20 protein-coding genes and 1 pseudogene are annotated in these 19920 nt (G+C 60.4%); 12 read left to right on the top strand and 9 right to left on the bottom strand.

What is annotated here, in order from left to right:
* The first annotated feature begins 150 nt into the window (after positions 1-150).
* A complete protein-coding gene (locus LT42_RS19510) occupies positions 151-3000 on the top strand; it encodes a class I adenylate cyclase (RefSeq protein WP_037016582.1) in 2850 nt (949 codons plus the stop codon).
* Positions 3001-3201: 201 nt separating this feature from the next.
* On the opposite strand, the gene LT42_RS19515 is transcribed toward LT42_RS19510, so the two are convergent.
* Together LT42_RS19515 and cyaY are read right to left on the bottom strand one after the other, a co-directional pair.
* Positions 3202-3441: a DUF1289 domain-containing protein gene (locus LT42_RS19515; RefSeq protein WP_037016585.1), complete on the bottom strand. Its 240-nt coding sequence runs from the start codon at positions 3439-3441 to the stop codon at positions 3202-3204.
* Positions 3441-3794, bottom strand: a complete 354-nt coding sequence (gene cyaY / locus LT42_RS19520) for an iron donor protein CyaY (RefSeq protein ID WP_037016588.1) — start codon at positions 3792-3794, stop codon at positions 3441-3443. The genes LT42_RS19515 and cyaY overlap by 1 nt, the downstream gene beginning before the upstream one ends.
* Positions 3795-4033: 239 nt before the next feature.
* Between cyaY and lptM the strand changes: the two genes are divergently transcribed.
* Genes lptM through LT42_RS19550 form a run of 6 tightly spaced genes read left to right on the top strand, consistent with a single transcriptional unit; the run spans position 4034 to position 8631 of the window.
* Positions 4034-4195 (top strand): LPS translocon maturation chaperone LptM, encoded by a 162-nt coding sequence (gene lptM / locus LT42_RS25420; RefSeq protein ID WP_037016591.1) that lies wholly within the window; start codon positions 4034-4036, stop codon positions 4193-4195.
* A 9-nt stretch (positions 4196-4204) separates the two neighbouring features.
* Positions 4205-5452, top strand: a complete 1248-nt coding sequence (gene lysA / locus LT42_RS19530) for a diaminopimelate decarboxylase (protein WP_037016594.1) — start codon at positions 4205-4207, stop codon at positions 5450-5452.
* 4 nt (positions 5453-5456) lie between these two features.
* Positions 5457-6287 carry a diaminopimelate epimerase gene (gene dapF, locus LT42_RS19535; protein ID WP_037016597.1) on the top strand — a complete coding sequence of 277 codons (831 nt, stop codon included), beginning with the start codon at positions 5457-5459 and terminating at the stop codon, positions 6285-6287.
* A gap of 13 nt (positions 6288-6300) precedes the next feature.
* On the top strand, positions 6301-7038 hold the full coding sequence (locus LT42_RS19540; RefSeq protein ID WP_037016600.1) for a DUF484 family protein: 738 nt from the start codon (positions 6301-6303) through the stop codon (positions 7036-7038).
* Between the two features lie 2 nt (positions 7039-7040).
* Positions 7041-7946: a tyrosine recombinase XerC gene (xerC, locus tag LT42_RS19545; protein ID WP_037016603.1), complete on the top strand. Its 906-nt coding sequence runs from the start codon at positions 7041-7043 to the stop codon at positions 7944-7946.
* Positions 7936-8631 (top strand): HAD family hydrolase, encoded by a 696-nt coding sequence (locus LT42_RS19550; RefSeq protein ID WP_037016606.1) that lies wholly within the window; start codon positions 7936-7938, stop codon positions 8629-8631. Before xerC ends, LT42_RS19550 begins: the two co-directional genes overlap by 11 nt.
* A gap of 110 nt (positions 8632-8741) precedes the next feature.
* On the opposite strand, the gene sutA is transcribed toward LT42_RS19550, so the two are convergent.
* The 4 genes from sutA to glnK all read right to left on the bottom strand — a co-directional run bounded on the left by sutA (position 8742) and on the right by glnK (position 11557).
* Complete coding sequence (gene sutA / locus LT42_RS19555; protein ID WP_037016609.1) at positions 8742-9074, bottom strand: transcriptional regulator SutA; 333 nt, start codon at positions 9072-9074, stop codon at positions 8742-8744.
* 93 nt (positions 9075-9167) lie between these two features.
* Entirely contained in the window at positions 9168-9599 is a 432-nt protein-coding gene (locus tag LT42_RS19560) for a secondary thiamine-phosphate synthase enzyme YjbQ (RefSeq protein ID WP_037016611.1), read from the bottom strand.
* Between the two features lie 248 nt (positions 9600-9847).
* Positions 9848-11185: an ammonium transporter gene (locus tag LT42_RS19565; protein WP_037016614.1), complete on the bottom strand. Its 1338-nt coding sequence runs from the start codon at positions 11183-11185 to the stop codon at positions 9848-9850.
* Positions 11186-11218: 33 nt separating this feature from the next.
* The gene (gene glnK / locus LT42_RS19570) at positions 11219-11557 is read right to left on the bottom strand and encodes a P-II family nitrogen regulator (protein ID WP_002555808.1); all 339 of its coding nucleotides are present in this window, start codon (positions 11555-11557) and stop codon (positions 11219-11221) included.
* A gap of 413 nt (positions 11558-11970) precedes the next feature.
* Here glnK and LT42_RS19575 point away from each other — a divergent pair, with 413 nt between their 5' ends.
* From LT42_RS19575 to LT42_RS19590, 4 genes are all read left to right on the top strand, one after another.
* Entirely contained in the window at positions 11971-12255 is a 285-nt protein-coding gene (locus tag LT42_RS19575; RefSeq protein ID WP_037016616.1) for an accessory factor UbiK family protein, read from the top strand.
* 202 nt (positions 12256-12457) lie between these two features.
* Positions 12458-13951 (top strand): YifB family Mg chelatase-like AAA ATPase, encoded by a 1494-nt coding sequence (locus tag LT42_RS19580; RefSeq protein WP_037016618.1) that lies wholly within the window; start codon positions 12458-12460, stop codon positions 13949-13951.
* Positions 13952-14013: 62 nt separating this feature from the next.
* A complete protein-coding gene (locus LT42_RS19585) occupies positions 14014-14313 on the top strand; it encodes a type II toxin-antitoxin system RelB/DinJ family antitoxin (RefSeq protein ID WP_037016620.1) in 300 nt (99 codons plus the stop codon).
* On the top strand, positions 14300-14605 hold the full coding sequence (locus LT42_RS19590; protein ID WP_037016622.1) for a type II toxin-antitoxin system RelE/ParE family toxin: 306 nt from the start codon (positions 14300-14302) through the stop codon (positions 14603-14605). The genes LT42_RS19585 and LT42_RS19590 overlap by 14 nt, the downstream gene beginning before the upstream one ends.
* 98 nt (positions 14606-14703) lie before the next feature.
* Here the strand turns inward: LT42_RS19590 and LT42_RS26595 are convergent, their stop codons facing one another.
* The 3 genes and pseudogenes from LT42_RS26595 to LT42_RS19600 form a co-directional block, all read right to left on the bottom strand.
* Entirely contained in the window at positions 14704-15564 is an 861-nt protein-coding gene (locus LT42_RS26595) for a methyl-accepting chemotaxis protein (RefSeq protein ID WP_420806913.1), read from the bottom strand.
* Positions 15559-16680, bottom strand: a pseudogene (locus tag LT42_RS26600) (Cache 3/Cache 2 fusion domain-containing protein); the annotation flags it as partial. The gene LT42_RS26595 and the pseudogene LT42_RS26600, both read right to left, overlap by 6 nt.
* Positions 16681-16912: 232 nt before the next feature.
* Positions 16913-17833: a LysR substrate-binding domain-containing protein gene (locus tag LT42_RS19600; RefSeq protein WP_037016628.1), complete on the bottom strand. Its 921-nt coding sequence runs from the start codon at positions 17831-17833 to the stop codon at positions 16913-16915.
* A gap of 162 nt (positions 17834-17995) precedes the next feature.
* Between LT42_RS19600 and LT42_RS19605 the strand changes: the two genes are divergently transcribed.
* Positions 17996-19378 (top strand): NorM family multidrug efflux MATE transporter, encoded by a 1383-nt coding sequence (locus LT42_RS19605; RefSeq protein WP_037016630.1) that lies wholly within the window; start codon positions 17996-17998, stop codon positions 19376-19378.
* Positions 19379-19920: the final 542 nt, after the last annotated feature.

The following is a 19920-nucleotide window of genomic DNA, read 5'->3' on the forward strand; positions in this document are numbered from 1 at the left end:
CTCCATTTATACGATGCTGCGCCGATAAAATAATGGCGCCATAAAAAAGACGCGCAGTTGCCCGAGCCCTTTCGGCCCCATCGGTAACCGTCTTGACTGTCGCTACACCTTCACCCTTTATGCAGTGCCGCCCGCCGGCTTCGAGTCGCGATGACGCGTAGTTCCGAAATTCGCCCGGATTTGGATGAGGGCATTGACCGCAAGGTCCTCGCTCAATTACGAAGCCGTTTTCTGGCCTTAAGCCAAGGCCGGTTGCTACGCGCAAATGAAGGGCTGTCGACGAGGCAGCAGAGTGTGCTTGCGCTGCTCCCGCTTTTTTTTCACGTCAATCACCCGCTGTTCCCAGGCTATGTTTCAGGGTCCACACCGGCCGGGGTTTCACACTACGAGCCTGATGGCCAGGCCCTTGCCGAGGCGCAACGCCTGACACGGTCTTTTTCCTACAAACCACGCCGCGGGAATGCGCCGCAGCCGATTCACGGCATCTTCCTGATGGGCAGTCTTGGCACGCTTGCGCAGACCGACCAGAGCGATATGGACGTATGGATCTGCCATGACCCGTACCTGTCTGCGGAGGACGTCCAGGAGCTGCGCAAAAAATGTCAGGCGCTTGAAAGCTGGGCAGCGAGCATGGGCGCCGAGGCGCACTTTTTTCTGGTTGACCCGCAGCGCTTCGTCGCCGGCGAGCGAGACGCGCAGCTAAGCGGTGAAGACTGCGGGACGACCCAGCACTTTTTGCTACTCGACGAGTTCTATCGCACCGCCATCTGGCTGGCCGGGCGCACCCCGATGTGGTGGCTGGTGCCGGTTTACGAAGAAACCCGATACGCCGAATACACGCATACCCTGTTGTCGAAGCGCTTTATCCGCGCCGACGAAGTGCTGGATTTGGGGAATATGTCGCTCATACCGCCGGGCGAATTCATCGGTGCCGGGCTTTGGCAGCTGTTCAAGGGTATTGAATCGCCCTACAAATCAGTGCTCAAGCTGCTGCTGACCGAAGTCTATGCCAGTGAGCATCCCGAGGTGCAGTGCCTGAGCATGCGCTTCAAGCAAGCGGTGTTCACCTGTCAGGCCGATCTGGATGAGCTTGATCCCTACGTCATGGTTTATCGGCGCATCGAAGAATACCTGCTCGCCAGAAGAGAGCCTGAACGCCTTGAGCTGGTACGCCGCAGCCTATACCTGAAGGTGAACAAAAAGCTGACTGGCGCAGCGCGCCACCGCACTACCGGCTGGCAACGTGCTTTGCTGGAGCGACTGGTCAGTGAGTGGAAGTGGGACGAGCGCCAACTCGCGCTGCTGGACAGTCGCAGCCAGTGGAAAGTCCGGCAGGTGGCCAGCGAACGTCGCGCGGTAGTGGGCGAGCTCAACCTCAGCTACCGCTTCCTGATCCAGTTCGCCCGCGCGCACAAGGCAGGGACTTCAATCAACAAGCGCGACCTCAGTGTGCTCGGGCGCCGCTTGTACGCTGCATTCGAGCGCAAAGCCGGCAAAGTGGAGTTTTTGAACCCGGGCATCGCGCCGGATCTGGCGGAAGACACCCTGACACTGGCGCAGTTACCCAACAAGCGCGAGCCTGGCAAATACCAATGGTGTCTCTATAACGGCAATCTGAGCGCGTACGAACTGGAAACTTTCGCTCCGATAAAGCGCTGTCGCGAGTTGCTCGAACTGTTGACGTGGTGCCATCGCAACACCGTCATCGACACCAGCACGCACCTTGCGCTGCATCCGGGCATCAGCGATCTGACCGAGTTTGAGCTGTTCAACCTCCAGGGCGCCTTGCAACAGACCATTGCTCTGCCGCTGGGCATGGTCGAGGAAGACGTGTTGCTGAGCCCTAGCGTGCCTCGCGAGATACTGCTGCTGGTCAACGTCGGCGTCGATCCACTCCGGCACCATAAAGATCTGAACATCCTGATGACCACGGAGCGCACCGATTCCCTGAGCTATGCCGGCGTTCGGGAAAATCTCGTATTGACGTTCGATCAAATCACCCTCAACAGCTGGAACGAGGTGCTGGTCAATCGCTTCGACGGTCCGTATGCGTTGCTGGACTGCCTGACCGAGTTGCTCAACGGGCTTGAGGCGACCGCTACGAAACCCGTCATTCGCGTGCGTAGCTTCTGTCACAACCGCGCACCGGCAATTGCGCAACGTGTGGAGGAGCTCATCGGCACGGCGCAACTGCTGCTGGCCCGGCGACTGAATCATCGGTACCTCATCCAGGTCGAGCAACGCTATCACGTGCTGGAGATGATGCCGGGCCACATCAGCCATGTCGCGCTTGAGCATTTGCCGGCGCTGTACGCATATCTGGGTGAAGAACTCTCCACTTACAGCCCGATTCATCTGGACCCCCAGGCACTGGATGATTCGGACCTGTCCCTGCTTATCCCTTATGGCCACCCGGAATGCGTCCAAGTGTTTTATCGGATAAATGAACCGCATGCCGATCTGTATGTGCTCGATGAACATAATTCGCTGTGGCATCAGCGTGTGGACTACCACGATGAACCCAGCCTGCTGGTGCCGCTGCGACGTTTTTTCCAGTCGCTGATGTATCGTCGCGTGGCATTGCTGCCGCTGGATAACCCGCCGGGTTCGATGTCGCTGGAAACGCTGTATTACCGCATCACCCCGGACGGCTCAGGTCGAGCCCGTCGCGTCGAGCACCGCCCGCCGCCGACCGTACTGATCGACAATTCATTCTTTGACGTGCAGGCGATCATCGAGGAGGCATCGCCCGGCCAGGTGAGCGTGACACTGTATTGCGACGGGATGGAATTTTCCGAGCTGGAATATGGCGATCAGCTGTTCAGCGTCGTGGCTCGGCGGATCCTCGAGCAGCGGCGCGAAGCGCAACGGTACCGCTGCTACATCACCGACCTGGACCTTTCAGGAATACTCGGAGACACGCATGGGCAGACGATTCTGTTCCTGCGCTACAAGGCGCAGCTCGAAGACTCGCTGAATGCGGCGATGGATCAGATGTGACTATTGCTGCGGCCTGGACGGCGGTTCGACACAAGGGCGGCTTTACGACATGAGGCGTGACGCGACGTAGCCCCAGCTTCGCGCCATGAACCGAATATTGTAGGAGCCGGCTTGCTGGCGAAGGCGTTTATCCAGGCGCTGCCAGGTAAACGCCGAATCAGATTGGCCAGCAAGCCGGCGCCTACAGATCCCAGGGCTCAGTCATTCACACGCTTGTCTGGAAGTCGTGCTGCGACGCAAATCCGCTTGGCGGACGATCTCCCGACGGCGCTCGTCGGTCGCCGACCGCCATTCGCGGATGTCTTCGACGTGGCGCTGACATCCCGTGCAGACCTTGTCCTCGTCAAGCCGACAGATGCTGATGCACGGCGACGGCACCGCCGGGCTGACATTGCTGAACAACGGTTTTGCTGGCTTGGCCGCCGTGGCACCAACAGCCATCAGCGGTTGCCGTCGCTGCCGTCGAGGGCGTCGAAATCGATGTCGGCCCCGGCCTGCTTTTGCGCCAGCCGCTGCAGCATTTCGCCTAACAGCTCTTCACTCTTATCGCACACCCAGCGACTGCCTTCTTCGTCGTAGTCGAAGTGGAAACCACCATCCACTGCCGCCAGCCACAGCTGACGCAAAGGCTCCTGGCGACTGAAGATAAACTGAGAGCCATTTTCAAACTTCACGGTCAACACTCCGGCGGAGCTCTCAAGGTCCAGATCCAGACCGCTCTCGTCGAAGATATCCTCGAGCTTTTCTTGGGTGGCATCGACCAGGTCGTGAAAGCGGGCTTCGGTCAAACTCATTGCATGAACCTCAAAAGTGTCAGCGGATGGCGCAGCGACGCACGATACGGTCGCTCCCTGGCAATTGCAAAGGCTACCCGCCCAAGTGCCCTTCACTGCGTCAGAAATCCGCGCGGGGCACGCGGCATCGTTGCATGGCACCGTCAAAGCCCCGCCGGACGGGAACTCCAGCGCATAGGCAATCTGTCGGGTGGTCGGTATACTCGGGCGCAATTAATGCTTATACAAAGGATTTCGCCATGAAGCGCCTGATTTCCTCCCTGGCCGCGCTGCTTGCAGTTGCGTGTCTGGTCTCTGCCTGCGGTCAGAAAGGTCCCCTGTACCTGCCTGACGACGACTCATCCGACGGCTCCAGCCAGACCAAGTCGCACTCGCACAAGCATCAGACATCGACCTACTAGGAATCAGTCATGGACGCCTTCAACTACCGCGACGGCGAGCTGTTCGCGGAAGGAGTGGCGTTGTCTGCCATTGCCGAGCGTTTCGGCACGCCGACATACGTCTATTCCCGCGCGCACATCGAGGCGCAGTATCGCGCTTACGCTGATGCCCTGGACGGCATGCCGCATCTGGTCTGCTTTGCCGTAAAAGCCAACTCCAACCTGGGCGTTCTCAATGTGCTGGCGCGCCTTGGCGCCGGCTTCGACATTGTGTCCCGTGGCGAACTGGAGCGCGTGCTGGCGGCGGGTGGCCAGCCTGAGAAGATCGTTTTCTCGGGCGTGGGCAAGACCCGTGACGACATGCGTCGCGCACTCGAAGTCGGTGTTCATTGCTTCAACGTCGAATCCACCGACGAACTTGAACGTCTGCAAGTCGTAGCCGCCGAAATGGGCGTCCGCGCTCCGGTCTCGCTGCGCGTCAACCCGGACGTCGACGCCGGGACTCACCCCTACATCTCCACCGGCCTGAAAGAAAACAAATTCGGCATCGCCATCGCTGACGCCGAAGACGTTTACATACGGGCTGCGCAGCTGCCGAACCTGGATGTGGTCGGTGTCGACTGCCACATCGGCTCTCAACTGACGACCCTCTCCCCTTTCGTCGACGCGCTCGACCGCTTGCTCGACCTGGTTGATCGCCTGGGCGATTGCGGCATTCTGCTGAAGCATATCGATCTGGGCGGCGGTCTGGGTGTGCGTTATCGCGACGAGGAGCCGCCACTGGCAGGTGATTACATCAAGGCCGTGCGCGAGCGCCTGGATGGCCGCGATCTGGCACTGCTCTTCGAGCCCGGCCGCTTTATCGTCGCCAATGCGGGCGTGCTGCTGACGCGCATCGAGTACCTCAAGCACACCGAACACAAAGACTTCGCCATCGTTGATGCCGCCATGAACGATCTGATCCGTCCCGCGCTTTACCAGGCGTGGATGGATGTCACAGCAGTTCAGCCGCGCGAGGGTGCCAAACGCACTTACGACATCGTGGGGCCGATCTGCGAAACCGGGGACTTCCTCGCCAAGGAGCGCGAGTTCGCACTGGCCGAGGGTGACCTGCTGGCTGTGCATTCCGCCGGGGCCTACGGGTTTGTGATGAGTTCCAACTACAACACCCGCGGACGCACGGCTGAGGTGCTCGTAGACGGTGAGCAGGCTTTTGAAGTGCGTCGCCGTGAAACCATCACTGAGTTGTTTGCCGGCGAAAGCCTGCTGCCGGAGTAATCCCATGCTGCTGCGTTTTACCAAGATGCATGGCCTGGGCAATGATTTCATGGTGCTGGACCTCGTAAGCCAGCACGCACACATCACGCCCAAGCACGCCAAGCAATGGGGCGATCGCCATACCGGAATCGGTTTCGACCAGTTGCTGCTGGTTGAAGCCCCGAATAACCCGGACGTTGACTTCCGCTACAGGATCTTCAATTCCGACGGATCCGAAGTCGAGCAGTGCGGCAACGGTGCGCGGTGTTTTGCGCGCTTTGTGCTGGACAAGCGGCTGACGGCCAAGAAGCAAATTCGCGTCGAGACCAAAAGCGGCATTATCGAGCTGGACATCCGCAACGATGGCCAGATCAGCGTTGATATGGGCGCGCCGCGTCTGGTGCCTGCGGACATCCCGTTCGATGCGCCGGAACAGGCGACCTCCTATCCGCTTGATGTCGATGGCGAAACGGTTGAGCTTGCGGCGGTGTCAATGGGCAACCCGCACGCCGTGTTGCGCGTCTACGACATCAACAATGCCCCTGTGCACGTGCTGGGGCCCAGGATCGAAAACCACCCGCGCTTTCCGGCTCGGGTGAACGTGGGCTTCCTCCATGTTGTGGACCGTCAACGTGCCCAACTGCGAGTGTGGGAGCGTGGCGCCGGAGAAACCCAGGCGTGCGGCACGGGCGCCTGTGCGGCAGCGGTTGCTGCAATTACGCAAGGCTGGATGGATTCGCCGATGCTGATCGACCTTCCAGGCGGACGCCTGTCCATCGAGTGGGCCGGCCCCGGCCATTCCGTCGTCATGACCGGCCCGGCCGTGCGGGTTTACGAAGGCCAAGTACGTCTATGAGCGAGAAATTCCAATGACCGACCAGCCTGAAACTCCAACCGACACCTCCGGCCAGTTACCGGCTGATCACGCAGTGCCTGTGCTTGACGCCGAGTCGGTTGCGGCCTGGCTGCAAGAACACCCTGATTTCTTCGCCGAGCACGACGAACTGCTTGCGATGATGCGCGTGCCCCATCAACGTGGCGATACGGTCTCGCTGGTCGAGCGCCAGCTCAAGCTGCTTCGCGAACGCAACATCGAGATGCGGCATCGACTCTCACAGTTGATGGACGTAGCGCGGGACAACGACCGGTTGTTCGAAAAAACCCGTCGCCTGATTCTGGACCTGATGGACGCGACCAGCCTCGAAGAGATTGTTATCGCGGTTGAAGACAGCCTGCGCCAGGAATTTCAGGTGCCCTTTGTCAGCCTGATCCTCTTCAGCGATAACCCCATGACGGTCGGCCGTTGGGTCAGCGGCGCCGACGCACATAAAGCCATTGGCAGCCTGATGTCTGGCGGTAAAACGGTGTGTGGTGCGTTGCGCGACCACGAACTGGAATTTCTCTTCGGCAGCGAGCAGAGCAAGGAAGTGGGTTCTACTGCCCTGGCCGCCCTCACCCACCAGGGCCTGCACGGCGTTCTGGCCATTGGCAGTCGCGATCCGCAGCATTACAAAAGCTCGGTCGGCACCCTGTTTCTGAGCTACATCGCCGACGTACTCAGCCGTCTGCTCCCACGCTTCACCAATTCATTGCGATCGGTGCGCTAGTCATGGAGCAGCAACTGGACGCTTACTGCATGCATCTGCGCAGCGAGCGCCAGGTGTCCAGCCACACGCTTGAGGCCTATCGCCGAGACTTGAACAAGGTGCTGGCGCATTGCGGGAAACACAACATAAGCAGCTGGAAAGCGCTGGATATTCAAGCCATGCGCGGCCTGGTCGCGCGCTTGCACCAGCAGGGTCAGTCATCGCGCAGCCTCGCAAGACTGCTGTCGGCGGTTCGCGGTTTTTACCATTACCTCAACCGCGAAGGCCTCTGTGAGCACGACCCGGCCAATGGGCTGTCGCCGCCCAAGGGCGAGCGTCGCTTGCCGAAAACCCTGGATGCCGACCGCACACTGCAATTGCTTGAAGGCGGCGTCGAAGATGATTTTCTGGCCCGACGCGATCAGGCAATTCTGGAACTGTTCTATTCCTCGGGTTTGCGTTTGTCCGAGCTGACCGGGCTCAATTGCGCAGACCTTGATCTGGCCGACGGCCTGGTACAGGTCTTGGGCAAAGGCAGCAAAAGCCGAGTCTTGCCGGTCGGCAGAAAGGCCCGCGAGGCTTTGCAGGAATGGCTGAAACAACGCGCGCTGGCCAATCCCCAGGACGATGCGGTGTTTGTCAGCCAGCAAGGCCGACGCCTGGGTCCGCGCTCCATCCAGCTGCGGGTAAAAGCTGCGGGTGAACGCGAGCTGGGCCAGAATCTGCACCCGCACATGCTTCGCCACTCGTTTGCCAGCCATTTGCTGGAGTCGTCCCAGGATCTGCGTGCGGTGCAGGAGTTGCTGGGTCACGCCGACATTGCAACCACTCAGATCTACACCCATCTGGACTTCCAGCATCTGGCCACTGTGTATGACAGCGCCCATCCACGGGCCAAGCGCAAAGGTACTTCCGACAATGAGCATTAAGCTGATCACCTTCGATCTGGACGATACGCTGTGGGAAACCGCACCGGCGATTGTCAGTGCCGAGGCCAAGCTGCGTGAGTGGCTCACGGCGAACGCCCCTAGGCTTGGCCCGGTTCCGGTCGAGCATTTGTGGGAAATCCGCTCACGCCTGATTGAAGAAGACCCGACGTTCAAGCACCGCATCAGCGCACTGCGCCGCAAGGTTCTTTTCCGTGCGCTCGAAGATGCCGGCTACGCGGAAGCTGAAGCCCAGGACCTGGCTGACCAGAGCTTTGAGGTGTTTCTTCAGGGCCGGCATCAGCTGGACATCTTCCCTGAGGTCGTCCCGACACTGGAGATTTTGACCAAGTCTTATACGCTGGGGGTCGTGACCAACGGCAACGCCGACGTGCGCCGCCTGGGCCTGGCCGATTACTTTGCGTTCGCGTTGTGCGCAGAAGATCTGGGCATCGGCAAACCCGATCCCGCGCCCTTCATCGAAGCGCTGAAACGCGGGCAGGCTCATGCCAGAGAAGCCGTGCACGTAGGCGACCACCCCGGCGATGACATTGCCGGCGCACAACGCGCGGGGTTGCGAGCCGTCTGGTACAACCCCGGCGGCAAGGCGTGGGAGGCTGACAAGGCTCCAGATGCCGAAATCAGTAGCCTGACGCAACTGCCAGAGGTGCTGGCGCGCTGGGCTTGATCCCCAACCCACGCTGCGCGAACGCCAGCCTTCGCCTGGGCAACACGAATCGCAGGCAATAAAAAACCCGCAGCGACAGCGGGTTTCTCATCAAGCGCGAACACCTTCCTTCAGATAGGACGGCTGCCGTACTTGTTGTCAGGCTTCTTGGGCGGATCGGCGACCACATTGGCCTCCACTTCCACGACCTTCCCACCCCGGGCGAGGAACTCTTCCATCGCGCGAGCCAGAGCATCACGCTCTTTGTTCTTGGCTTCCACGCTGGGCAATTCGTCAACCGAGACGGCGGCCTTGGCTTTGCCTTTGGCCGGAGTCGCCGATGCTTCAGGACTGTCTTCGACGTCCGCTACATCGTCATCGGGGGCCGCTGCAAGCTCCTCACCGTCCTCTTCGCCTTCCAGATCGTCTTCAAGACCTTCGTTATCGATGTCGTCGTCGCTCATGTTCTACCTCATGACTTGCGAAAGCAGATTAGTTATAGCCCAGCTGGGCTCGATTTCTTGGACAGCCGGAAAAAATTCAACTACCGCCCACACTCAGCGGTCGTGCCCCTCACCCTGAAGGGTGACGAGGACTTTACGAGCACCGCCTGTATCACGATGCTCGCCCAGATAAATACCTTGCCATGTCCCCAACGCCAGCCGGCCATTTGTAACCGGTAATGTCAGCTGGCAGCCAAGCAGACTGGCTTTGAAGTGCGCGGGCAAGTCGTCGGGACCTTCGTCGTCATGCTCGTACCCGTCGCGGCCCTGAGGCACAAGACGATTGAAAAAACGCTCGAAGTCGCGACGTACCGCAGGGTCGGCGTTCTCGTTGACGGTCAACGAGGCCGAGGTGTGTTGCAGCCAGACATGCAGCAGGCCAATGCGGCATTCGCGTAATTCGCGAAGCCCTGCAACGATCTCGTCAGTCACCAGATGGAAACCACGAGGCCTTGCCCGCAGCGTGATCAAGGTCTGTTGCCACATACCGTTCTCCGCCCTTCGGCGCGCATTCTAACGCGCTGGAAAAAAAAACAAAGTGCGCAATGAGTGACGATTTGCGCCAGTCGAGAATCAAGGCATTTATGCCTTCGCAAGCGCACCGGATCCTCAATCATGAGCGAGCGCCGCGACCCATGCCAAGACACGAAACGGTCCGCCTTCCGCAGACCACCCTATCGACAAACGCCAGGCAAAAAAATGCCCGGATAACCGGGCATTTTTTGACGTGTGGATTACAAGTTGTAGCCACGCTCGTTGTGTTGAGCCAGGTCCAGACCGACCGCTTCTTCTTCTTCGGTAACACGCAGGCCCATGACCATGTCGAGCACCTTGAGAATGATGAAGGTCACGATCGCGGTGTAGATGACTGTGAAGCCGACGCCTTTGCACTGAATCCAGACTTGTGCCGCGATGTCAGTCACGGTGCCAAAGCCGCCCAGTGACGGCGCTGCGAACACGCCGGTCAGGATCGCGCCGAGGATACCGCCGATCCCGTGCACACCAAAGGCGTCCAGCGAGTCATCGTAGCCCAGCTTGCGCTTCAGGCTGGTGGCGCAGAAGAAGCACACTACGCCTGCCGCGAGACCAATAATCAGGCCACCCATCGGGCCGACGGTACCTGCTGCAGGGGTAACGGCAACCAGACCGGCAACCACACCCGAGGCAATGCCCAGAGCGCTTGGCTTACCGTGGGTCAGCCACTCGGCGAACATCCAGCCCAGCGCTGCCGCAGCGGTAGCGATCTGAGTAACCAGCATGGCCATGCCGGCAGTGCCGTTGGCAGCAGCCGCCGAGCCGGCGTTGAAGCCAAACCAGCCTACCCACAGCATGGCGGCACCCACCAGGGTATAACCCAGGTTGTGCGGAGCCATCGGGGTTGTCGGGAAACCTTTACGCTTGCCGAGTACCAGGCACGCTACCAGGCCAGCCACACCGGCGTTGATGTGAACAACGGTGCCGCCCGCGAAATCGAGCACGCCCCAGTCCCACAAAAGACCGCCGACGCCACTCCAGACCATGTGCGCAATCGGTGCATAAACCAGCGTGAACCAGATCGCCATGAAGATCAGCATCGCGGAGAACTTCATGCGTTCCGCGAACGCGCCGACGATCAGCGCCGGGGTGATGATCGCGAAGGTCATCTGGAACGTAACGAAAACGGCTTCGGGAAACAATGCCGCCGGGCCTGTGATGCTAGCGGGCGTGATGCCTGCCAGGAACGCCTTCGAGAGGCCGCCGACGAAGGAGTTGAAGTTGACGACGTTGGCTTCCATCCCGGTGGTGTCGAACGCCATGCTGTAGCCGTAAACGACCCACAGGATGCTGATCAGGCCGGTGATGGCGAAGCACTGCATCATCACGGAAAGAATGTTTTTGGAGCGAACCATGCCGCCGTAGAACAGCGCCAGGCCGGGGATGGTCATGAACAGCACCAGGGCGGTCGAGGTCAGCATCCAGGCGGTGTCGCCAGAATTGAGTACAGGGGCTGCCACTTCGTCTGCCGCCATGGCCAAGCCAGGGGTGACGAGGGACAACAGGGCTCCTAGCCCTGCGAATTGACGCAGAGTCATATTGTTTTCTCCTGGGGCTTTGGGTTTGGCGGCTTAGATTGCGTCGGTATCGGTTTCGCCGGTACGGATGCGGATGGCCTGTTCCAGATTGACCACGAAGATCTTGCCGTCACCGATCTTGCCGGTGTTGGCCGCTTTGGTTATCGCTTCGATAACGCGGTCCAGATCCTTGTCGTCGATCGCAACATCGATCTTCACCTTGGGGAGGAAGTCGACTACATATTCCGCACCGCGGTAGAGCTCGGTGTGGCCCTTCTGACGTCCGAAGCCTTTGACTTCAGTAACCGTGATGCCCTGCACGCCGATTTCGGACAGCGACTCGCGTACGTCGTCCAGCTTGAACGGCTTGATGATGGCAGTGACTAGCTTCATGAAACTTTCTCCCGAATTGGTGGACTTGCCCCAGGAAAACAAACCCGACTCAAGTCTAAGCGCAGTGCCTGGCTTTGTAACGCGTCGTGGCCGAATCAGGCCTGACCGCCTCCAGTAAACCGCTTATGACGAAACATCCCCGCTCCGCCTGCCGCACTGCATTCGTCACAGCGACTGCATCAGTGCATGGGTTACATGCCACTAAGCAGAAAGCTTGCCATCTCATGAATAGGCGCGATTTTCGGCACTTCAGCGGTTGATTCATGCTCAAGCGTAGCCACCGCCCGCTGACACCGCACAACAACGGTGCGCTCGTGCACGGTGCGATGCGCGAAAAGCGTGCAGAGCCTGACCCTGCGAGCCATGCAAAACCTGCGTGCTACACTCGCGGCATCTGATTCAGGAATCTCATCATGCTCGCCCCCAAAGCCTTCCTCGACGCCCTGAGCGGCCACGCCTCCCGCCTCTTCACCGGCGAAACCCCTGTTCCTCGAAGCGAATTCGAAGCCCAGTTCAAGGCCCTGCTGCAAAGCGGGTTCAGCAAGCTGGATCTGGTTAGCCGGGAAGAATTCGACAGCCAGATGATCGTGCTCGCCCGCACCCGTGCCCGTCTTGAGGCACTGGAGGCGAAGGTGGCGGAAATGGAGGCGCAACTAGCGACGCAACCACACGCGTCGGGGGATGAGCCACAGGGTTGAGCGCTTAACCCTGTGAGTGCTCAGGCGCAGTGCGCAATGCGCTGAACCTGAGCCCTGATCGCCTCCACCGTGGCAATCGAGTTATCCCCCCGTGCCCCTGCCCTTCAATACACACCCCGAAAAACATGCCCCCGCCAACCCGCGGGGCCAATGACTATCCTTCAGCTCGCCGCAGGAAGCGGTTCTGCCTTCAAGGAAAGTCATGTCCCTCGCGATTGTTCTGAGCCGCGCCCAAGTTGGCGTGGAAGCGCCCGCCGTGACCGTCGAAACCCATCTCGCCAATGGCCTGCCGAGCCTGACGCTGGTGGGTCTGCCGGAGGGTGCGGTGAAGGAAAGCAAGGATCGGGTGCGCAGCGCCCTCCTCAACTGTCGGCTGGAATACCCGGCGCGACGGATCACGCTCAATCTCGCTCCCGCCGACTTACCCAAGGACGGCGGGCGATTTGATCTGGCCATTGCGCTTGGCTTGCTCGCCGCGAGCGCGCAGGTGCCCACGCTGGCCCTGGAAGGCATCGAGTGTCTTGGCGAGTTGGCGTTGTCGGGGGCGATTCGAGCCGTGCAAGGCGTGCTCCCGGCGGCGCTTGCCGCGCGGGAAGCCGGGCACACGCTGATCGTGCCGGCGGTAAATGCCGAGGAAGCGTGCCTGGCGTCAGGCCTGAAGGTAATCGCTGTCAGTCATCTGCTGGAGCTGGTGTCCCACCTGAACGGGCATACGGTCATCGCGCCTTATAAGTCCAATGGACTGATTCTACAGACGCAGCCTTATCCTGACTTAAGCGAGGTGCAAGGCCAGACCGCTGCCAAACGCGCGTTGTTGGTGGCCGCAGCCGGCGCACACAATCTTCTTTTCAGCGGACCGCCCGGCACTGGCAAAACGCTGCTAGCCAGCCGCCTGCCGGGGTTGTTGCCACCGTTGAATGAGCTCGAAGCACTGGAGGTCGCGGCAATTCAATCGGTCGCCAGTCATGCCCCTTTGACCAGTTGGCCCCAACGGCCTTTCAGGCAACCTCATCATTCGGCGTCGGGTCCTGCTCTGGTCGGAGGTGGCAGTCGTCCGCAACCCGGTGAGATCACCCTCGCGCACCACGGCGTGCTGTTTCTGGACGAGCTGCCGGAGTTTGACCGACGCGTGCTGGAGGTGCTGCGAGAGCCCCTTGAGTCTGGCCATATCGTGATTTCCCGGGCGAGGGATCGAGTGCGCTTCCCGGCGCGCTTCCAACTGGTCGCAGCGATGAACCCTTGCCCATGCGGGTACCACGGTGAGCCAACCGGGCGCTGCCGTTGCTCGACCGATCAGATTCAGCGTTACCGCAACAAGCTGTCCGGGCCGCTGCTCGACCGGATTGACCTGCATCTGACGGTCGCGCGTGAGACGACGTCGCTGGCAGGCGCGCAGGGCACCAAGGGTGAAAGCGCCCGCGCGGCTGAAGCAGTGTCTGAAGCCCGGCAGCGCCAGGAACGACGGCAGGGCTGCGCCAACGCATTTCTCGACCTGCCCGCGCTACGCCAACACTGCGCGCTGCTACCGGAAGACGAAGCCTGGCTCGAAATTGCCTGTGAGCGCCTCAACCTTTCCCTGCGCGCCGCACACCGTCTGCTGAAGGTTGCGAGAACGCTGGCGGATCTGGAGAAGGTGGACGCAATCGCCCGCTGCCACATTGCAGAGGCGCTGCAGTATCGGCCGTCGTCTAATTGAAGATGGTTGTTGTACGTATCTCATCTGAGATACATAGTGCTCTTTTTTCAGGAGTAGCCCTCATGACAACCCAGACTTCAATGCTGCATGTCAGGATCGATCAGGCGCTTAAAACCGAGGCGTCGGAAACTTTGGCCAACTTCGGCCTGACAATCTCCGATGCCGTACGTATTTTACTCACGCGGGTCGTCCGAGAAGGCGGCCTGCCCGCAGGCCTTGGCGCGCACCCGGATGCTTACGATCAATGGTTTAAAGCCAAGGTGCGTGAAGCCATGGATGACTCGGGGCCGACGCACTCGCACGAGGACGTCATGGCTGCCGCCACAGAACTACTTGAAAGGAAGCGCGGTGCTGAGACTTGAATGGACCAAGTATGCCAAAGCGGATTTGCTGGCGATTCTTGAATACATCGCGAACCATGACGCCAACGCAGCGCGGCGTTTCAAGGAGGAAGTCGATTTACGCATCGGCCACCTCCCTCGCCACCCCAGGCTTTATAAAACCGGTCGGGAAGCAGGCACCAGGGAGATTGTAGTGGCTCCGAACTACTTGGTTGTGTATGCCGAAGCCCCCACAACCGTTCTCATTCTTCGGGTTTTGCATGCTGCACAACAGTGGCCTCAGCCGCCCAGGATTGAACACCGGCCGCGCTGACGCATCCGCGTTGAGGGCGCCCCTGCGACGGCGTCAGCTCCAAAGAGGCACGGCGTGCGGGAGCGCACGTTGCTCCCCCGACTGTCAGCTCGCTGACATCACCGAAACCTATCCACTTCCTTCTGCAAGTCAGCCGCCAGAGAGTTGAGCTCTTGCGCGGTGATCGCCAGGTTCGACACGACTTCGCGCTGTTCGCTGTTGGCCAGCGCGATGCTTTGCAGGTTGGCGCTGAGCAGGGTCGCGGTGTTGCTTTGCTCCTGAGTTGCCGTGGTGATGGAGGTGAACTGTTCGCCGGCAGAGCGGCTTTGTTCGTCGATCGTCGCCAGCGCCGCCGCGACCTTGGCGTTGCGTGACAAGCCTTCCTGCATCAAAGCATTGCCTTGTTGCATGGTGTTAATGGCGTTGCTGGTCTCTTGCTGAATGCTGCTGATCATGCCGGAGATTTCGTCAGTGGCCTGACGGGTACGTGAGGCAAGGCTGCGCACCTCATCCGCCACCACAGCAAAGCCACGACCCTGCTCACCGGCACGAGCTGCCTCAATGGCAGCGTTCAGGGCCAGCAGGTTGGTTTGCTCGGCAATCGAGGTGATCACGCTGACGATGCCACCAATCTCTTGCGAGCGTTGACCCAGGGTATCGATGACCGTCGCAGTGCTGCTCAGTGAGCCAGCAATCTGCTCCAGCGAGGCCGATGCCTCTTCCATCGAGGCGCGGCCGATGCGTGTCTGCTGGGCGTTGCCCTGGGCCATGCGTTCGGTGCTGCCCATGTTGTCGGCGATCGTCAGGGCCGTGGCACTGAACTCCTCCACCGCACCGGCCATGCTGGTGATCTCGCCGGACTGCTGTTCCATCCCTTCATACGCCCCGCCCGACAATCCGGACAAGGCATTGGCGCGGCCGCTGACTTCCTGCGCCGCGGTGCGAATATGGGAAACCATGGTTTCCAGGGCCTGCCCCATCTTGTTGAAGCTGCTTGCCAACTGGCCGATTTCGTCGCGACTGGTGATGTTCAGCCGCACACTCAAATTCCCTGCACCCAAGGCTTCTGCCTGATCAACCAGAGCAGAGAGCGGTCGCAGTTTGCTACGCAGCAGCCAGATGGCCGCACCTACTGCAATCAGCATTGCCAACAGGCTGCCAATCGCCAATTGGGTACCGACGCTCCATGTCACGGCGCTGATCTCGGCCCTTGGCATGGTTGCGAGAACCACCCACGGACCACCCGCGAATTTCTCACCCACCGTATAGAAATCTTCACCGGCGTCCTGCCAGAAATGCCCGACGCCGGGCGATTTGACGAACGTGGCCAGCGTAGCGCTCGCCTGATCGAGGTCTTTGACGCCCGCAGGCGCCACCAGCCATTTGTTCTGCTCATCCAGCAGCGCCAGCGAGCCGGTGGAACCGATTCGGAAATTCTTGAGATTATCGAACTGGGCTTTCTGCGCGTCGGTGTAATCGAAGCCCACAAACAGCACAGCGATGACCTTGCCGCCGGCGTCACGCACCGGGGTGTATTGGGTCATGTACAAGCGATCGAACAATAGGGCGCGGCCGACATATTCCTGGCCCGCAAGCAGCTTCTCGTAGGCCGGATGTTTGTGATCCAGCACGGTGCCGATGGCACGTGACCCGTCCTGCTTGCTCAGAGAAGTGCTGATACGCACGAAGTCTTCGCCGCTGCGTACGAACACAGTCGCTACACCGGCAGTCATTTTTTTGAAGTCATCGACCTCTGTGAAGTCATTGTTCAGCGCGGTGCCGTTAAGCAGCAGCGCCGGCGTTTGCGCGCCCGCAACTGCGATCTGCTGATCGGTCTGAATGCTCAGACCTTCAGAGAAGCGCTTCTCGAACAGACCGCTCAAGCGCTGGGTGCTGTCGCGCAAGGTGCTGTGGAACGTATTGAGCTGATCGGCAAGCAAGCGGGCTTCACTGCCCATGTGCTCTTCGCGGATCACAAGGTTCGCCGAGTCCAGAGAACGCAGGGCGAACAGCGTGCTGCCACTGATGACGACGGCCAGAATAACGGCCAGGGCAATACCGAGTTGCGAAGCAATTCGGGCGCGAGGCTGAGGCATGGGGGCTCCTTGCCGAACGACTGGACCGCTCTGATTACAGGAGCACCATTCGGACGATTTCTGATAGAAAGGATTTATGAAACCGATAGAGATAAATCGGGTCTGCAGTCACAGATTCGGCTGACGATGGGAATACTTGAGTCCTACACGCGGTCTTAGGACGCAGGCGCTTCAAGCCGATGCGCAGACCTGCATGACTTCCCTGGCCCGGTTGGCCCTTGTACGTGAACTGCTACTCAAGAGTGGTCACACTGGGCAACTCCATTGCCTGTACTTCGCTCTGCAAGAAATCACTCAGCCGCCGAAGACGCTCGCCGCCCGGACGGGTTTTGGGCCACACCAGATAGTAACTTTCGCCACTGACCACCGCCGTGCGCCATGGCAGGCTGAGTCGGCCTTGGGCCACATCTTCGGCCACCATCAGCAGATCACCCATGGATACCCCGTAGCCGCGAGCCGCCGCGATCATGCCCAGCTCAAGCGTGTCGAACACCTGCCCACCCTTGAGCGAGACCCGTTCGGACAGGTCCATGCGCTCCAGCCACCGACGCCAGTCGCGGCGATCTGGCGTGGGGTGCAGCAGTTCGGCGCTCGCCAAACGCTCGGCGTCCCACGGGGCGTCGTCCAGCAATGTGGGCGCGCCGACTGGAATCAGCAGCTCGGGGAACAGGTATGTCGCCTCCCACTCTGGCGGGAAGTGCCCATGGCTGAGCAGCACGGCGCAGTCGAAAGGCTCTTGGGTGAAGTCCACGCTGTCGATATCCATCCACGCACTCGTCAGCTGAACCTCGTTGCCAACCTGCAGATGACGGAAGCGACTTAGCCGCGCCAGCAGCCAGCGCATGGTCAGGGTCGACGGCGCTTTCATGCGCAAAATGCCCTCCTCTGCCATCAGGGCGCTGCACGCCCGCTCCAGAGCCGAGAACCCCTCACGCACGCCAGGGAGCAGTTCACGCGCTGCCTCAGTGAGCTGCAAGTTGCGCCCGCTGCGTCGAAACAATCGGCAGGCAAAATGCTCTTCAAGCGTACGGATGTGCCGACTGACTGCACTCTGCGTGATCGACAACTCTTCCGCTGCGCGCGTGAACGAACTGTGGCGGGCGGCGGCTTCAAACGCGCGCAGTGCATACAGGGGCGGAAGATTGCGTGACATCGGCAGGTTTCCTCAGGCAGAACGCGACCGCAGCTACTGTACTGCAGAAATGGCGGTATGAGTTTTACTCATGCAAATGATCGGATTTATCCCTTTGTGCATCCCCGGCCTAATCCCCACAATGACCGGCCTGCCAACACCCGTCACCCGAGCGCAAAGACCATGCATCAGCACGCCTTCAAAGAACTCTGGATCATCCTGCGTCTGGCCGGGCCGCTGATCGCTTCCCAGATGGCACACATGCTGATGGTGTTCACTGACACCGTGATGATGGGCAAGCTGGGTCCGGAATCCCTTGCGGGCGGTGGCTTGGGCGCGGCGAGCTATAACTTCGTGTCGTTCTTCTGCGTCGGTGTGATGGCAGCCGTTGGCACGCTGGTCGCAATCCGCAAGGGCGCAAATGACCATGCCGGTGTTACCCGGCTGACCCAGGCCGGGTTGTGGCTGGCGTGGGGCATGGCCCTGATTGCTGCGTTGATCCTGTGGAACCTCGAGCCGGTCCTGCTGCATTTCGGCCAGGCTGAGGCCAACGTTCACATGGCCAGCGAATTTTTAATCACTCTGCCGTTGGCGCTGCCTGGCCTGCTGAGCTTCATGGCCCTGCGCGGCTTCACGAGCGCGCTGGGCCGGGCCACGCCAGTCATGGTGATCAGCCTGGTGGGTGTGGCGCTGAACTTTGGTCTGAATTACGCGTTTATCCATGGGCTGTTCGGCTTGCCGCACTGGGGCCTGATGGGCATCGGACTGGTGACGGCCATCGTCACTAATGCGATGGCCCTCGCGCTTGCGCTGCACATCCGATATCACAGCGCTTATGCGGCGTACCCGCTCCATAAAGAATTGATGAAGCTTTCGCGCAGCTGCCTGAAAGAACTCTGGCGTCTGGGCCTACCCATCGGCGGCACCTATGCTGTGGAGGTTGGCCTGTTCACATTTGCGGCGTTCTGCATGGGCGCGATGGGCAGCACGCAGATGGCAGCGCACCAGATTGCCCTGCAGTCGGTGTCGATGGCGTTCATGGTGCCTGTCGGGATTTCCTACGCGGTGACCATGCGCATTGGCTTGCACTACGGCGCCGGCAACCTGTTACTGGCGCGCACCGCCGGGCGTATGGGCATTGGTTTTGGCGGTCTGCTGATGCTGTCGTTCGGCATTCTGTTCTGGGTCGCGCCTCATGCGGTCATCGGCCTGTTCGTGGACGTCAACGATCCAAAGTATCAAGGCGTGGTCGAGCTGGCGGTGAAGCTGCTGGCTATTGCGGCGTGGTTCGAAATCCTCGACGGGACGCAGACCATCGCAATGGGCGCGATTCGTGGCTTCAAGGACGCAAAAACCACTTTCCTGATCGGCCTGGCCAGCTATTGGGTGGTGGGCGCGCCTCTGGCATGGGGCCTTGGATTCCTTGCGAATCAGGGCGCAGTGGGCGTGTGGTGGGGGCTGGCGATCGGCTTGCTCTGCTCAGCCGTTGCACTGACCTGGGCGTTCGAGCGCAAGACCACACGGCTGCTGCGCAAGGAGGCAACGGGCGTTGTGGTGATGGGATGAGCAGCCCTTAATCGCAGGAGCGCGCTTGCCCGCGATGGCGTTATACCTGCCGACAACGTCGCCGCTGAACCAACCCGTTCGCGGGCAAGCGCGCTCCTACAGAATGGGGCCAAGGCGTATCGACGCTCTACGCCGTGCCTACAGAATCGGTCCGCGGCAGTTCAAAATTCCACGCCGTTAATTGTAGGAGCGCGCTTGCCCGCGATGGCGTCGTACCTGCCGACAACGTCGCCGCTGAACCAACCCGTTCGCGGGCAAGCGCGCTCCTACAGAATGGGGCCAAGGCGTATCGACGCTCTACGCCGTGCCTACAGAATCGGTCCGCGGCAGTTCAAAATTCCACGCCGTTAATTGTAGGAGCGCGCTTGCCCGCGATGGCGTCGTACCTGCCGACAACGTCGCCGCTGACCCAACCGTTCGCGGGCAAGCGCGCTCCTACAGAATGGGGCCAAGGCGTGTCGAAGCTCTGCGCCGTGCCTACAGAATCGGCCCGCGGCATTTCGAACTTTGCGCTGTTCATTGTAGGAGCGCGCTTGCCCGCG

It is taken from the genome of Pseudomonas lutea (assembly GCF_000759445.1).
GTDB lineage: Bacteria > Pseudomonadota > Gammaproteobacteria > Pseudomonadales > Pseudomonadaceae > Aquipseudomonas > Aquipseudomonas lutea.